At 46.0% G+C, this 14,229-nt stretch carries 11 protein-coding genes, 4 pseudogenes and 1 riboswitch; of the genes and pseudogenes, 12 read left to right on the top strand and 3 right to left on the bottom strand.

What is annotated here, in order from left to right; translation table 11 throughout:
• Positions 1 to 207: 207 nt before the first annotated feature.
• Positions 208 to 1,977 carry an ABC transporter ATP-binding protein gene (locus EDM56_RS23900; protein ID WP_122920446.1) on the top strand — a complete coding sequence of 590 codons (1,770 nt, stop codon included), beginning with the start codon at positions 208 to 210 and terminating at the stop codon, positions 1,975 to 1,977.
• Positions 1,970 to 3,724, top strand: a complete 1,755-nt coding sequence (locus tag EDM56_RS23895) for an ABC transporter ATP-binding protein (RefSeq protein WP_183192572.1) — start codon at positions 1,970 to 1,972, stop codon at positions 3,722 to 3,724. The genes EDM56_RS23900 and EDM56_RS23895 overlap by 8 nt, the downstream gene beginning before the upstream one ends.
• A 294-nt stretch (positions 3,725 to 4,018) precedes the next feature.
• Here EDM56_RS23895 and EDM56_RS23890 read toward each other — a convergent pair.
• Both EDM56_RS23890 and EDM56_RS23885 read right to left on the bottom strand, forming a co-directional pair.
• A pseudogene (locus EDM56_RS23890) lies at positions 4,019 to 4,138 on the bottom strand (SRPBCC domain-containing protein); the annotation flags it as partial.
• 63 nt (positions 4,139 to 4,201) lie between these two features.
• Positions 4,202 to 5,308 (bottom strand): annotated as a pseudogene (locus tag EDM56_RS23885) (transposase); the annotation flags it as partial.
• Between the two features lie 194 nt (positions 5,309 to 5,502).
• Between EDM56_RS23885 and EDM56_RS23880 the strand changes: the two are divergent.
• From EDM56_RS23880 to EDM56_RS23865, 4 genes and pseudogenes are all read left to right on the top strand, one after another.
• Positions 5,503 to 6,858: an erythromycin esterase family protein gene (locus tag EDM56_RS23880; protein WP_122920444.1), complete on the top strand. Its 1,356-nt coding sequence runs from the start codon at positions 5,503 to 5,505 to the stop codon at positions 6,856 to 6,858.
• 30 nt (positions 6,859 to 6,888) lie between these two features.
• The gene (locus EDM56_RS23875) at positions 6,889 to 8,040 is read left to right on the top strand and encodes a serine hydrolase domain-containing protein (RefSeq protein ID WP_122920443.1); all 1,152 of its coding nucleotides are present in this window, start codon (positions 6,889 to 6,891) and stop codon (positions 8,038 to 8,040) included.
• A 199-nt stretch (positions 8,041 to 8,239) separates the two neighbouring features.
• A pseudogene (locus EDM56_RS32115) lies at positions 8,240 to 8,380 on the top strand (Tn3 family transposase); the annotation flags it as partial.
• An 11-nt stretch (positions 8,381 to 8,391) separates the two neighbouring features.
• A pseudogene (locus EDM56_RS23865) lies at positions 8,392 to 8,550 on the top strand (TrmO family methyltransferase domain-containing protein); the annotation flags it as partial.
• A 76-nt stretch (positions 8,551 to 8,626) separates the two neighbouring features.
• Here EDM56_RS23865 and EDM56_RS23860 read toward each other — a convergent pair.
• Positions 8,627 to 9,247 (bottom strand): 3D domain-containing protein, encoded by a 621-nt coding sequence (locus EDM56_RS23860; protein ID WP_122920441.1) that lies wholly within the window; start codon positions 9,245 to 9,247, stop codon positions 8,627 to 8,629.
• A 6-nt stretch (positions 9,248 to 9,253) separates the two neighbouring features.
• A riboswitch (cyclic di-AMP (ydaO/yuaA leader) is annotated at positions 9,254 to 9,408 on the bottom strand.
• A gap of 284 nt (positions 9,409 to 9,692) precedes the next feature.
• On the opposite strand from EDM56_RS23860, the gene EDM56_RS23855 reads away from it, so the two are divergent.
• The 6 genes from EDM56_RS23855 (at position 9,693) to EDM56_RS23830 (ending at position 14,193) form a co-directional block, all read left to right on the top strand.
• Entirely contained in the window at positions 9,693 to 9,929 is a 237-nt protein-coding gene (locus tag EDM56_RS23855; RefSeq protein WP_122920440.1) for a hypothetical protein, read from the top strand.
• Positions 9,930 to 10,184: 255 nt separating this feature from the next.
• Entirely contained in the window at positions 10,185 to 10,823 is a 639-nt protein-coding gene (locus tag EDM56_RS23850; RefSeq protein WP_122920439.1) for a GntR family transcriptional regulator, read from the top strand.
• Between the two features lie 234 nt (positions 10,824 to 11,057).
• Positions 11,058 to 11,828 carry a 4-hydroxy-tetrahydrodipicolinate reductase gene (locus EDM56_RS23845; RefSeq protein ID WP_122920438.1) on the top strand — a complete coding sequence of 257 codons (771 nt, stop codon included), beginning with the start codon at positions 11,058 to 11,060 and terminating at the stop codon, positions 11,826 to 11,828.
• A gap of 231 nt (positions 11,829 to 12,059) precedes the next feature.
• Positions 12,060 to 12,830, top strand: coding sequence for a GntR family transcriptional regulator (locus tag EDM56_RS23840; protein WP_183192571.1), 771 nt, complete (start codon positions 12,060 to 12,062; stop codon positions 12,828 to 12,830).
• Complete coding sequence (locus EDM56_RS23835) at positions 12,830 to 13,351, top strand: ECF transporter S component (protein WP_221176000.1); 522 nt, start codon at positions 12,830 to 12,832, stop codon at positions 13,349 to 13,351. The genes EDM56_RS23840 and EDM56_RS23835 overlap by 1 nt, the downstream gene beginning before the upstream one ends.
• Positions 13,352 to 13,404: 53 nt before the next feature.
• Positions 13,405 to 14,193: an AIR synthase related protein gene (locus EDM56_RS23830; RefSeq protein ID WP_122920436.1), complete on the top strand. Its 789-nt coding sequence runs from the start codon at positions 13,405 to 13,407 to the stop codon at positions 14,191 to 14,193.
• Positions 14,194 to 14,229 lie beyond the last annotated feature (36 nt).

Here is a 14,229-nt window from a genome sequence, read left to right as displayed (position 1 = left end):
TCTGAGCCACAGTGCAGATCTGCAGGTCCTTTCATAACCGATTTACCAGAAAAAAGTTTTTCTTGAGATAAGAGTGTAGCAGGCAGAGATTGGCTTGTCAATTTTTGCTTGTGGAGGAGGGGGATTGACGAAAAAACGTTAAATTATGGTAAAATGGTAACTTGTCCGTCAACCGTAGTGGTATGAGAGTTGGAGGAGGATGAAAGTGTGCAGGAATCATATGAAAACGATAGGGTGAAAATGAAGCAATACATATGGGCATTATCGTTCATGCGACCTTACAAAAATGGGGTGATTTTGCTTTGCATATGCGGCTTCATCGCAGCGATATGCGAGCTTATGATTCCGAAATTTGTTCAACATTTTCTTGATGTAACGTATCCAGCAAAAGATCACAGTGAATTTGTCATCGGAATTTTCTTGATTCTTCTCGTATTAGCCTTCAAATTCGGCGCCAGTTCAGGAAAAGAAATTTTCCAACGAATGATTCAGGAAAATACTGCACGTGATTTGCAGCTTTCTATTTTTCAGCAGTTGCGTCGCCTCGGGTTCTCCTACTATGAAAACACTTCAGCCGGTGCTATTTTAACACTACTCAATAGCGAAGTTTCCGCACTGCAGAAATTATACCGTCAATACTTCCCGGAATTATTGCAAAACACGATTTTTACGTGCATTTCTTTTATGCTGATGTTTTCCTTGAGCTTCTCACTGACGCTCATGTTCCTTCCCTGTTTTCTCCTTTACTACTTGGTCGGACCTTATTTTGAAAAAAGAGCCTCGTGGACAGCGCAAAAGTTAGCGAATAGCCAAAGGGAGTTTGGTCAAAAAGCATATGAAAGTATATCCGCGTTAACAGAACTACGCGCATCCTTTTCGCAAAAGTGGGATTCGCAACGAGTATTGCATGCAACGGATCAGGTTAACCAATTTTTCGTGATGCGCTATTGGTACGCATACTGGCGGGGAACGATCAGACGATTGAGCTACTACATCGGCTGTATCATCTTGTTTGTTTATGGCTATTACGCCATTTCGAACCAGATCCTTACGGTAGGTGAGTTCGTCGCGTATTTGCTCTATTATTTCAATGCTTTGCTTCGTTTGACATCACTGATCACACTGATCACGGAACAAAAAGTTCTCATGTATCAGGTGAAAAACCTGTACGAATTTATGCATGCCACACCAGTTGTAGCAGAGCGCTCCGATCCTTATGCGCCAGAAACCGTTTATGGTCAAATCACCCTCCAGGACGTTCATTTTTCGTATCCAGGAAAGAAGCCAGTGTTAAAAGGTGTTACGTTAACGATTCACGCGGGCGAAAAAGTGGCGATTGTCGGGAAAAGCGGCTGTGGAAAATCGACTTTCGTAAAATTGATTGGACGATTTTATGATCCCGATCGAGGGCAAGTCTGTTTGGATTCGGTGCCTGTGTCCGACTATTCGTTTGCCACGCTACGCACTGCAATGTCAATCGTGTTTCAAGACGTCTATTTGTTCGGCTCTTCCATCCGCGAAAATATCCAATTTGCACGACCAGATGCCACGGAAGACGAAATAAGAGAGGCAGCCAGTGCGGCACAATTGCATGAGATGATCATGAATTTGCCCGAGGGCTATGAGACATTGGTGGGCGAACGTGGAGTAAAGCTGTCTGGAGGACAAAAGCAACGGCTGTCTTTGGCGAGAATGTTTCTGCGAAGGACCCCAATCGTAATCTTGGATGAGCCTACATCCGCATTGGATAACGTATCGGAACGGCTTGTTCTTCAAGCCTTTCAGGATAAGCTCAAGCATGCCACGATCATTACGATAGCTCACAGACTGAGCACCATTCGCAATTACGACCGAATCGTCGTTATGGATGATGGCACAGTCGCGGAAACGGGTACTTATGATGAATTGATGGATCGAAAGGGAGTATTTTATCAACTCGCGAAAGAGGATGCCAGTCAGGAGGTTATCCATGCGTAATTGGAAATGGATTTGGTCGCACATTAGTGAGTGCAAAGGACTTTATTTCATTGCGATGCTTCTTTGGCTCTTGGAGTCGGTTACGTACATCGCGACACTGACGCTACAGCAACAAATCATCGACGAGGTTTTTGTAAAGCAGCAATTTTCATTGTTTTGGAAAATGTTGATTTTAATTGGAATCTGCTACGTGGCCTATTCCCTGCTGTTTGTTTTTAGCCCGTATCTTTTTGGGCGTGTACATAGTTTTTTTCGCAGACGGTTGACAGAACAGGCGCTTTCTCATCTAAACCACATACCCATTGACCAGTTGCACAAAGAGAGAACGGGACGATATGTTGAGCTGTTTACCAACGAGATTCCGGCAGTGGCAAGATTAATCGGGGAAGATATCGCTGATGCTGTCAAATACATTTTTCACGCTTGCATCGTCAGCATTGTTATTGGAACCGCAAGTCCATTCATTCTTGTAGGTGTAACTGTCTTCAGCATTCTTCTTGTGAAAATGGGACGAACATTCGGTGGCAAACAAAAAAAGATGGTGGCACAAATCCAGCAGGATAAGACTGCGGTCGTCGTTTGCTTGGAAGAAGGGGTGGCATCTACCAGAGAAGTCGTGGCCTACCATCAGGAAGCGTGGGAGCACCAAAAGTATTTGAACGTGTTCGGACGCTATTACCAAAGCGTTATGGCGGAAGGAAAAATGATGGTGAAGCAACTCCTCACAAAAGATCCAATTACGTGGGGAAGTTATATGACAGCGCTTGCCATCGGCGGATACCAAGTTTTGCAGGGAGATTTGTCTGTAGGTTTCTTTGTTGTCATTTACCAATTAACTTCGGAGTTGATGATCGGGATTGAGAAAGCCTACAAGTTTTCCGTTGATGTTGCAGGAAAAATGGCATTCGTCGATCGAGTAAGAAATTTTCTAGAAGAGCGAACGATTTTGGACGGAATGGTACGTTTAAAAGAACCAGTTACGTCCCTCTCCTGCTCGCCAATCACTTACCGTTATGATGGTAGCGCCGCTCCTGTTTTGAAGGAATGCGAGATGGTCTTTCCTATTGGAAAAAAAGTTGCCTTAGTAGGGGGAAGTGGCAGCGGAAAGTCGACCATCGCTCATCTATTGATCCGCTTTTTTTCTCCTGACTCAGGGAGTATCTTTGTTAATGGGAATGATCTGGAACAGATTCGCCGAGAAGACTGGGCAAACAAGGCAACGATCGTATTTCAGGAACCTTATTTATTTGCATTAACCATTAGAGAAAATGTGGTGATGGGATTGAAGGATATTCCACAAGAACAGATCGAACATGTCTGCCGATTGATGTGTATTCATGATGATATCATGAATTTACCACAAGGCTATGAAACGACGATAGGTGAAAGAGGAATCACATTGTCAGGTGGACAAAAACAGCGGATTGCTATGGCAAGAGCTGTAATCCGAAATCCCGAAATTCTCATTCTGGATGAAGCGACGTCAGCTTTGGACAGGCACACCGAACGGTTGATCCAACACAACATGGACGAGATAAGAAAAGGAAAAACAACGATTGTAATCGCTCATCGACTTTCAACAATTACGAATGCTGACCTCATTTACGTCATGAAGGACGGACGAGTCGCGGAGCGTGGAACACATGAAGAACTGCTACTGAACAATCGTGTATACAAAGAATTAGTGGATGCAGAAACGGCGCGTTACAAAAACAGAACGGGAGTCGCAGAGATTGAAACTGCGTAGAGGGGACATTTGGTAAAATAGAAGCGGAAGTTGAAGAAAAGGAAGGGAGAGGAAACCCATGATCGAAATCCAACCGATCGCGTTTGTCCGCAACACCCGCACAGCCGTAGAGGATGACCACTGGGGGGCCGTGCAATCGGAAATCACTGTCCAAAGAAAATAAAGTACTAGACTGAAAAATAAAGTATTCATTTTCGTATAAAAACTCATTTTTCAAAAGCTGACGATTTTTAAATTTAAAAAACGCGCATCAAATCAATAACTCTAGTCTAATTCTTTATTTTTATCGAACAGCAGATCGTTTTCGGCTCTCGGCGCATGCCAGTCCTCGGACGCTTGATTCCACTTCGTGATGTGATCCCGCTCGGTCCAATAGCGCCATACCTTCTCGACAGGGGCTTGAATGGGGTACAGCCGAGATACGTGTAAAAATGGGTCATAGCACGGTGAAAAATACCATTTCTATGACCCCATCAATTAAATAGGTACTGACATTGCTCCTTCAAGTGGCTGCGGAATGTTTTCTAAATCAAGTATATAGTCCCCAAATCGTTTGACATGCTTGGTTAAATAAGGACTCAGAGCTTCAACATCATTCCTAAATAGTGTCTGCCCTTCTTTAATCAAGTCCCGTAAAATCAGGGTAATATCTATAACATTCTGAAAGATGACTGCATTCGCTACAAGATCGTTGTACTTGATGCGTTTTTCCTGTTCTTCTGGATCATTCTCAGCGATCACGCCATCTCCCCCAAAAAAGAGCCACTTGGAAAATCCATTGTATGCTTCCACTTTATTTGTACTGGCCGTTATTTGCTCACGTAACGTAATATCTGAAATGTATTTCAGGAGGAAAACGGTCCGAACAACGCGTCCTAATTCCCTAAATGCTTGATAGAGTCGATTTTTCTTACTCTCGTTACTAAGTTTCCGAAGTAAGGTTGACGGTAGAATTTTACCCTCCTTGATTGACAGAACTACCTGTAAGAGATCTTTCCAATGGGTTTCAAGTAAATCCCAATCCACAGTATCGCTGAATAGTGGATCTATGTGTTCGTATACGGTGTCTTCACTTAGCCTGAAAAATATGAGATCCTTCCAATTTCGAATTCTAGGCATTAGGTTGATCCCTAACAGGTACGCTAATGCGAAAACAGGAGTAGATTGTCCTTGGGTATCAGCGTGCAACGTATCAGGTTGGATGTCTGATTTGTTCTTTAGTAGGCCATCTATTATGTAGACAGCTTCCCATACTCCGCAGGGAATGAAGTGACTAAATAAAGCAATGTAGGTATCTGAAATATGATGATAAGCAATTCCGCCATACTCACCATTACGAATATGATATTCAGATAACAAATTTTCTTTGTACAAATCGAACTTCGTTCCGTCTGCAGCAGCTGTCTTCCCGTCTCCCCATAGTTTAGACAGGCTTAGTGTATTGTATTGATTCAGAATGTCACGTATGGCTGCATCGATCTTCTGGGCAGTTACATGTCAACGGTTTACAAATGAGAGCATATGGGGTGTAACTAAACTTCGCATATGTTTGGATGTTTGGGCTGGCCCAAGATTGCACCCGTATGGCATCTTGGCAGTATGACAATTACTTTGCAATCATAATCCCATCCTAATCGGGCGATAAGCCGTCATATGACAGTAAAAACGCATCATGGTGACATAATGGCATCTTGGCAGTATGACAATTATTTTGCAATACTCGGGGAGACAAATCGCTTCGCAACGAAAGTCAAACAATAACCCTGGGGAGGAAAAAAATGAACAAGAAATTATTAACGAGGCTGGCACTTACTATAATATGTAGTATAAGTTTGGCCGGTTGTTCCACAGAAGAAATCCCATCAACACCATCCAGTTCGGGCAATACGCCTGCAACTAAACTTGAAACTACCATGAAGGACAACCAGACTCCATTACAGTGGCTGGAGAAGAATGCAAGCAAATTAAAAACAACAGAGCCTCGTGCTTCTTTGGAAGATTTACAACCACTTAAAGAGATGATAGGATCCGCTTCTATTGTTGGTTTAGGCGAAGCTTCTCATGGCATGCATGAAATCTTCACAATGAAACACCGTATCGTACAGTATATGGTTACGGAATTGGGGTTTACAAACCTTGTCTTAGAAGAGAACTGGGGGAACGGATTGATGCTTGATCACTATGTTCTTACAGGTGAAGGGCATCCAAGCAAAAATCTCAGCCCCGTGTTTAACAATAAAGAAGAGACACAGATGTTGGAATGGATTCGTGACTACAATGCCAATCCCAAACATGTCAACAAAGTACGTGTAATCGGGATGGATCAACAAAAATTAGATGAACATGTGTTTAACAAAATTTCGGACTATATCCAACAATATCATCCGAATTTGATTTCTCAATTAAATGGCAAAATGAAAGAGCTTATTCCCGCAACAAAAGATGAGCAAAGTTTTGCGGAACTGCCCAAAGATGAGAAAGAAAAGCATCTTTCCAATGCCCGGTCTATTATTGATCTGCTAGAAAAAAATAAAGCTAATACCGGCAAGCAAAAAGAAGATTACGCATGGGCATTGCATAGCGCCCGTATTATCGAGCAATTTATTCATATGTTTGCAGCTGAAGAACAGCCGGAGTTCTTCTTAAGACATGATATTGCAATGTATGAAAATGCGAAGTGGACACAAGAACAATGGGGGAAAACCATTGTATGGGGTCATAACGGACATATATCCAAAACCAATATTCTTCCATTCGTATATCCGGAGATGTCAGGACAACATTTGGCTAAACATTACGGCGACAAATACGTATCCATCGGGACTTCAATCCATTCAGGTTCATATAACGGTATTAATGAAAGCGGCAAATTCGGTCCTTACGGAACGGTTAAAATCGATGACCCCAATAGTATTAACTATACCTTCGGACAAGTCAAACAAGATCAATTTTTTGTAGACTTGCGCAAAGCAAGCGGTTCGGTGAAAACTTGGTTAGATGAAACCCGTCCTCTTTTTGCCGGAATAACAAAATTGGGACCTGAAGTACCTTTGTTTGTAGACGCTGCATTCGGCAAGACATTTGACATCTTTTTCTATATCAAAAAGGTCACTCCATCACAAATGAATGAATAATACGATTACTTAATCAAAAGGAGAAACGAAATGAACAAAATTTCTATGCGCACTGTATCGACAATGATTACCGCGACTCTATTACTGCCATTACAAGGAACTGGTTTTGCAAAGCAGGCGGATCCCCTCGTTACTACTTACAGTCAAGATTCGCAGACCAAAGCCAAGCAACTTATCGATGAAGCTGCTAACCATCAAAATATACCGGGCATAATTGTAGCTTCCTCAAACAAAGGATCAAAATGGGCATATGCTTCCGGTGAAGCAAGCATTTACGGTACTGACCCGGTTAAGACGAACTTTACTTTCCGGATCGGTAGTCTAACAAAGACGTTTACTGCAATGGTCGTTCTTCAGCTTGTTGATGAACAAAAACTGAACCTGGATGACACGATAGAAAAATGGCTGCCTGATGTTGTTAAGGGTACTGAATATGAAGGGGATCATATCACGATTCGGCAACTATTAAACCAAACAAGCGGTATTCCTGACTATTCAGAACACAAGGATATTCTCGATAAATTACTCCCAAACCCGTTACATTCCTTTACTGCTGACGAATTAGTTCGTACTGGACTGAAAATGAAGGCAACCTCTAAGCCTGGAGAGAAATGGGTTTATTCCAATACGAATTCGGTACTGGCAGGGATGATTATTAAGAAGGCTACTGGAGAAACATACGGGGAACATATTAGGAAACGTTTCATAGCTCCCCTTAAGCTAACGAGCACTTATGTACCCGACGACTACTCGTTTATTCCAGGTGAACATGCACGAGGATACTTCGTACTCGACGGTCAATTCATAGACAGAACCGAAATGAATCCCTCTTGGGCAGATGCTGCGGGATCTATGATCTCCACAGCGGATGATATGAATACATTCTTCAGTGCTATACTTAGTGGCAAGCTATTAAAACCAGCTACTTTAGATCAGATGTTAACTGGGGTTGAAACTCCAGTAGGTGAATACGGCTTGGGGATCCTTGGAACAAAGCTGACGAATGGTATTACGATTTGGGGGCATGGCGGCAACTTTCCAGGATTCGCAACGTTCGCAGGTGGAACTCGCGGCGGGGATTATGTACAAACCCTTAATATCAATGCGATGCCTTCTGAAATTAATACGTTGCCTCTTTCCAAAAGCATTGCCGAGCAACTCATTGGCTCTTCATCACATTAAGAACACCAGCAAGCTGGTACCGGAAATTTCCTATTCCGGTGCCAGCTTGCTGCCATCTCGGCCCCGACCGTTTCCTCTGCCCGCGACGGAATGTCCGAGATAAACAGTCTCAAACTATCTTATAAACAGTCTCAATTTACGTTATAACTCACACCTGCGCGAACGCATGGGACATTTTCCTGATCGGATTACCGATGGATACGGGTGCAATCTTGGGCCAGCCCAAACATCCAAACATATGCGAAGTTTAGTTACACCCCATATGCTCTCATTTGTAAACCGCCGACATGTAACTGCCCAGATGATCGATGCAGCCATACGTGACATTCTGAATCAATACACTAAGCCTGCCTAAAGCGCAACGGACGCAGTCTGACAGTAACAGGGCTGGACGCGATCGATGGTACGCCCGTCATCGACATCAAGCCGGTGATGAAGGAATTTTTGCCGAGGGGCGAGGTTAAACAGCCCGCCTGGTCAGTCGATCTGATGTCCGCCTATTGGGATTAGAAAACCTGGCTCCGCCAAGCTTTTTTGCGTAGTAAAAAAAATCCGCTCCTTAAAAGGGGCGGATTTCGTTCCTGCATTATTTCAGGACAAAGAGCTGAACATTTTGCATTCCAAAGTTGCTGGCATCTGAACCAGGTACGAAAATGTCTACGCGGTTCCCTTTGATGGCTCCGCCGATGTCAGTTGCACGGCAGATCATGCCGGTTCCAGGCAGAGAACCGTATTTGTAGCCTTTCACGTACACAGTAGACCCAAGCGGGATCACGGACGGATCGACTGCAATGGTGCCAACCTTGAGCTTATTGCCGAGGTAATCAAGCCCGGCCCACTGGCCGTTTTCAGAAGGTGAAGCGGTATAGGCAGTGGCAACGACACTCAATTGCCGAGTAAAGGCATGCTCTTTGCCATTTGCGGCTTTCACGACCTTTTCCATTGCGGGAGCAGGGGTGGCAGCGGCTTTTACGGCAGGTTGGATCGGCAGCTGGACGGCTTGTCCTACTTGCAGATTCAGCGGGTCAACGCCCTTGTTTGCCTCAAGCACCAATTGCAGCGGAATGTCGTGCTGCTTGGAGATGCTGTCAAACGTGTCGTTCTCTTTAATCTGATAAGTCGCGGCAAATGCCTGTGCCGACATGCCCATCAGAAAAAGACTCATCGTGACCGACACGAGTGAACGTAGGGAAAGCAATTTCTTCAAAACAAATTCGCTCCTTTCGACTGCCTGCGAGGTTAGTTGTCGGATTCGGGTTGAGGAGTCAACCCTACGCTTACGCGATTCACCCCAATCGCTGTTTAGATTCCAGCGAGTTAAAGCGTCCCCCGCACTTCCGGTGTGGGAAGTTTTGGCTAGGTATGAAGGTACCACACTCCTGAATTGACCGTAAACGATCAATTGTTGGAAAATTTATGAGCGCTACCCATAAATTCCAGTGCAACGTTTCCGTTCGATGCTCGTCTTATTTTTCTGATGGTCGAAAAATGCAGGCACCGCAAGGCTTGAACCCGCCTTTCTTTTCCTTCTTTTGTACATCCGGTTTTGTGTAATTTTGTTTCATAACAAAATATGAAAAAAATGACATTTTTCCAGAAAAATGATAAAGTTGCAAAATGGGGTATGAAAAGAAGGAGAAAGGTTGTTTGAAATGACGAGCTTACCAGCGGGATTGTTCATGTTTGTTCCATTATTGGTTACGCTTGCAGGCTATGTGCTGGCGATCTATTTCATCATATGCGTACTGCGTTTCATGAAGCGGAAGATTGAGCTGGACAACCAGCGAAACCAGCTATTATCGCGCATGCTCATTTTATCACTGCCACCGGAACCCGCAGACAAGGGCGCAGATTCTTACGGACTTGAGTCCACACCACCGAATTCATAATGGCAATAAGAGCAGTGCAGCGGCACAAGTACATATTTTGGTGCGGGCATGTCGTTTTTTCCCAGCATGCCTCACACGTGAAAATACCCAGCTATGAACCGGCTGGGTATTTTGTCATCTACAATGGAGAATCAGCTGTTCATTGTTTGTGTTGGTTTCCTTTTCAAAAGAAGCTGGCTTCCGAATGGATGCATGCAGTAGAATGGAGGAAATAATCGTAAAACTGCTTCTGTAGAAAGGCCGGGAGAAGAAAGAATGTCGGAGATTCCCATATATCAATCGATCGCCTTGGACATGGCTCAACGCATCGTAAGCGGAGAGATCGCCGAGGGAGCAAAAATATCAGGCCGCACCTTGCTGGCCAGTCATTATCACGTTTCACCGGAAACCATTCGCAAAGCGATCGGTTTGCTGAAGGCGGAACAAATCGTTGAGGTGTCGCAAGGCAAAGAAGTTTCGGTTACATCGCAAAAGCTTGCGAGCGAGTATTTGAACAAATATCAGTATATGAAATCCGTTTCCTCGTACCGGGAGGAGCTGGAGCTATTGCTGCAGGAAAAGCGCGAGCTGGACCGGAAGCTGGAGGAGGTCGTATCCAGCCTGATCCACTTTTCCGACCGACTGCGCAACTTGGCGCCGTTCCATCCGATCGAGGTGACCATTCCGCCGGGGGCGCATGTCATCGGCAAAAGCATTGCAGACATCAAGCTGTGGCAGCATACGCAAGCAACGCTAATCGCGCTGCGCCGCGGTTCTGAACTGACGATTTCCCCGGGCTCGCACGTGATCCTGCGTGTGCAGGACGGCTTGATTCTGGTCGGAGATGAACAGGTCGAGGAGAGAACCATCCAATATTTCAGCCAATTGGACAATTCAGGGGCAGCGAACAGCTGACAGTTTCCACCTTCAATAGACACAAATCCGCGCATGGATGATCATTGCGCGGATTTTTTATGTGGGAAAAAGGCTTGAACTCACGCCAGCGTGCAACGTTTTCAAAATTTGTGCGCAAGACATGTTTTTACAAACAACTTGTTATGTTATAATGGGTTGTAAGTTGGTTCCCATGATTTGGGTACAAGTCGTGGGGAAGCGTTGAAAAATCTGATCAGGAGGTGCAGTTTGCATATGAGAATCGGACTCATGGGCTTTGGAAAAACGGGCAAAGCGGTTGCAGAAGAGCTGTTGAAGGATTCGGGTAGCAGATTGGAATGGGTGTTGAAATCATCGACAGAACATTCCGGAAACTATGCGAGTGAGGTTCTCGGTCATGGCTCTCGTCAAGGGCTCATCTATTCCATCCAGGAAGTAGACCTTGCGACTTTTTTCAAAAAACATCCGGTGGATATCATGGTTGACTTTTCGTCAGCAGACTCTGTCCACTGCTATGCAAGTGCTGCACACGCAAAGGTCAGAATCGTTTCCGCCATTTCCAACTATTCCCCTTATCAGTTGGATGTATTGAAGCATGCTAGCCGTTCGACGGCCATCTTGTACTCGCCCAATATTACGATCGGGATCAATTTTCTTCTGGAAGCGTCCAAGTTTCTGAAGACGATTATCCCGCATGCCGATATTGAGATTGTGGAAGAGCATTTTGCCACCAAAAAAGACATATCCGGGACGGCGGTGCGAATCGCCGACCAACTGGGCCTAAACGAGCGTGAGCATATACATTCCGTGCGCGTGGGTGGGATTGTCGGCAAGCACGAAATCATTTTTGGCCTGGAAAACCAGACGATTCGCCTTGTGCACGAATCGATCAGTCGCAATGCTTTTGGCCAAGGTGCGCTCTATGCAGCCAAATGGCTGTCCAGCAAGACAGCAGGGCTCTATACGATGGAAGAAGTATTGGGCATCAATGCTGGCCAGCGCCGAACTGCATTGAAATCGTCGTAAACACACAGCAGACGAGCGATTAAATAAAGACTGATTGCCACCGATTTGGGCAATCGGTCTTTTTGTATTGGCGAAAGCCCGAGTTCTCCTGTATGATTAAGCTCTATTTGAGCAAGTGAAAGTCGAAACATGACGAAAAAAACAGTCGGATTTTTGTGAAATATCCCACTCGTGGCAATATTTGTATTGTATAATTGGTCTAGACTTCTATATGTCTGGAGGATGCTCCCATTGAGCACGAAGCCATTTTTGTTGAAGCATTTTAATCCTGCATCGAAAATCCCGAAATACTTGCAAATTCGTGAGGCAGTCCGCGGCCTGATCGAAAAAGGCATCGTCCTCGAGCAGGAGACGATCCCGCCTGAACGGGACTTGGCGGAATGGTTTGGGGTCAGTAGAATGACAGTGAGACAAGCGGTGGACGAGCTGGTGAGGGAAGGCTTGCTGGAAAAGCGTCTTGGCGACGGGACGTTTGTGAAGGACCAGAAGCTCTCCGGCCGCATGCATGGGGCTGGAAGCTTTTCTGACGAGATCGCGCTGAGTGGAAAGCGGACGCACAGCAAAATGCTTGGCCAGGTCGTGACGCGTCCGACCGAGCAGATTGCCAAAAAGCTAGAGATCGAAGAAGGCGAGACGAGCGTGATACGAATCGAACGTATCCGGTATGTCAACGAATATCCGATTTCGCACCAGATTTCGTATTTGCCATTCAACCTGTGCTATCCGATTTTGTCTGCCGATTTGAACGTTAGCTCGCTGTACCACCATTTGGCGCAATCCGCAGGCATGGTGATGAAGGCAGGCAAAGAGACGATCCAGGCGATCGTCGCTGACGATGTGAACGCCGAGCTTTTGCAAATTCCCGTCGGCCAGCCGTGCTTTTTGCTGTGCCGGACCATGTATGCCGAACAGGTGAACCGTCCGGTCGAGTATGTGGAAACCATGATACGGGGTGACAAATTCATGTTTGTCAATCAAATAGATGGAAAGGGGATTGAATGATGGCACAAATGAATGTGAACCAAAAGATGCCGTCGGTCAAAAAAGGTTTTTGGACACCGCGCAGGGTCGCGCGTCTTGCGATCGTGATTGCGCTGAGCGCGGTAGGAGGTTTCATCAAAATCCCGTCGCCAACGGGGACAGTGGCGCTCGATTCTGCGCCCGGCTTTTTCGCTGCGGTCGCTTTCGGACCGATTGATGGGGCGATTGTGGGAGGCGTTGGCCATCTGTTTACAGCTGCTACCACCGGATTTCCGATGGGGCTGCCTCTCCATTTGTTTGTCGCTTTGCAGCAGGCGGTTTGGGCCATTCTTTTCTGGCTGGTTGCACGTAAAGTCAACCTGTGGGTCGGCGTTATCGCCGCGGTTATTTGCAACGGGGTTATCGCTCCCGCCCTCTTTATTCCAATTGGGGGAGTTGGACTTTTTCTCAGCTTACTACTTCCGCTTACCGTAGGTTCAGCCATCAACATTATCATCTCAGCCATCGCTTACAAGATTGTCAAAAAAAGCAACATGGTCTAACAGCAAGAGCACGCAAAAGGTCACCCCGTAGCTTTTGAGAAGAAGGTGGTTGTATGAGCATTCCGTACATATCAAATCCGCTCGCCCATTTGCAAAAGGTGCGCGATTTGACAGTTATTGATATCAATGAAACACAATACATGGTCGTCGCTTGCGACTCGGACGGCGGGATTGGCACGAAGGAGCTGGACGTAGTGCAGGTGCCGGAGGAAGTGCTCGGTGCGTTTGCCGTTCGCGTTCCTTTGTTTGAGCTCATCGCGAGCGGGGCTGTGCCGATGCTTGTGGTTGACTGCCTCTCCGTCGAAATGGATGGAACCGGAGAAAAGCTGATTCGGTCGATCAAGGCGTACGCAGCGCGGGCAGGACTGCTGTCAGACGATCAGTTCACTGGAAGCACGGAGGATAATGTGCCGACTCGGCAGACCGGCATCGGCATAACGGTGCTCGGTTTGGTCGACAAGGCATCCTTTTATCCGGGAAAAGCGCAAGCGGGAGACGTCGTTGTCTGCGCAGGCATTCCGAAAAGCGCGCCGCAGCATGAAGTCCGTTTGGATGATCCCGACATTCTCAGGATTGAAGATTTGATCAAGCTGCGAAACCAGCCAGCAATCGGAGATATGCTGCCGGTCGGATCGAAAGGCTTGCGGTACGAGGCGAACCAGCTGGCGCTTTATGCAGGACTTTCCTTCATTGAAAACGAAAGCGCTCGCGTTGCGCTGGACCAGTCAGGGGGACCTTCCACCTGCGTCCTGTTTGTTGTCAAATCGGAGTCGGTCGCCACGCTCGCCGCACAAATTCAGTCGCCGCTTGAGGTGATTGGAACGCTTCAATCTCGCACCTGAACTGAGGAAGGACTAGGAAGACATGCTGCTTCTGTC

Source organism: Brevibacillus fluminis, from assembly GCF_003710825.1.
Lineage (GTDB): Bacteria > Bacillota > Bacilli > Brevibacillales > Brevibacillaceae > Brevibacillus_D > Brevibacillus_D fluminis.
The sequence above is the reverse complement of the archived record's forward strand: the minus strand, read 5'-3'. Positions and strand labels throughout refer to the sequence as shown.

What these genes read in the sequence shown, in the direction of transcription:
- EDM56_RS23855 (WP_122920440.1), top strand. Translation starts at nt 9,693, where the DNA reads ATGACGAGCTTACCAGCGGGATTGTTCATGTTTGTTCCATTATTGGTT.
- EDM56_RS23850 (WP_122920439.1), top strand. Translation starts at nt 10,185, where the DNA reads ATGTCGGAGATTCCCATATATCAATCGATCGCCTTGGACATGGCTCAA.
- EDM56_RS23835 (WP_221176000.1), top strand. Translation starts at nt 12,830, where the DNA reads ATGGCACAAATGAATGTGAACCAAAAGATGCCGTCGGTCAAAAAAGGT.
- EDM56_RS23875 (WP_122920443.1), top strand. Translation starts at nt 6,889, where the DNA reads ATGAACAAAATTTCTATGCGCACTGTATCGACAATGATTACCGCGACT.
- EDM56_RS23880 (WP_122920444.1), top strand. Translation starts at nt 5,503, where the DNA reads ATGAACAAGAAATTATTAACGAGGCTGGCACTTACTATAATATGTAGT.
- EDM56_RS23845 (WP_122920438.1), top strand. Translation starts at nt 11,058, where the DNA reads ATGAGAATCGGACTCATGGGCTTTGGAAAAACGGGCAAAGCGGTTGCA.
- EDM56_RS23895 (WP_183192572.1), top strand. Translation starts at nt 1,970, where the DNA reads ATGCGTAATTGGAAATGGATTTGGTCGCACATTAGTGAGTGCAAAGGA.
- EDM56_RS23830 (WP_122920436.1), top strand. Translation starts at nt 13,405, where the DNA reads ATGAGCATTCCGTACATATCAAATCCGCTCGCCCATTTGCAAAAGGTG.